The organism is Cobetia sp. SIMBA_158, assembly GCF_046566945.1.
GTDB lineage: Bacteria > Pseudomonadota > Gammaproteobacteria > Pseudomonadales > Halomonadaceae > Cobetia > Cobetia amphilecti.
On record NZ_JAWJYL010000963.1, the window covers coordinates 1 to 242 of the forward strand.

Here is a 242-nt window from a genome sequence, read left to right on the forward strand (position 1 = left end):
CCTCTAAGCGTTGGCAAACAATAAACGCCATTTCTCGGTCGTAATCAATTTGAGTCATTTTAGCGAGTTGATCGTGGTTAAATTGAGGTAACTCGCCAAAAAAGCGTTTGTAACGATCTTCTTTATTGAGTGATTGATCAAATGCCTTATGGGCTTGCTCATCTTCAGGTTTTATTGGCCTAAGCGTTGCCTGAGTATTATTTTTTAGCGTTACTATTTCTACAAGATCTATAGGGTAGGGG

General features: G+C 39.3%; 1 protein-coding gene. It reads right to left on the reverse strand.

The genetic code is table 11. The features are described from left to right. Positions 1-242: hypothetical protein (locus tag R2R70_RS22665; protein ID WP_410979296.1), on the reverse strand; the 242-nt coding region annotated here is incomplete at both ends.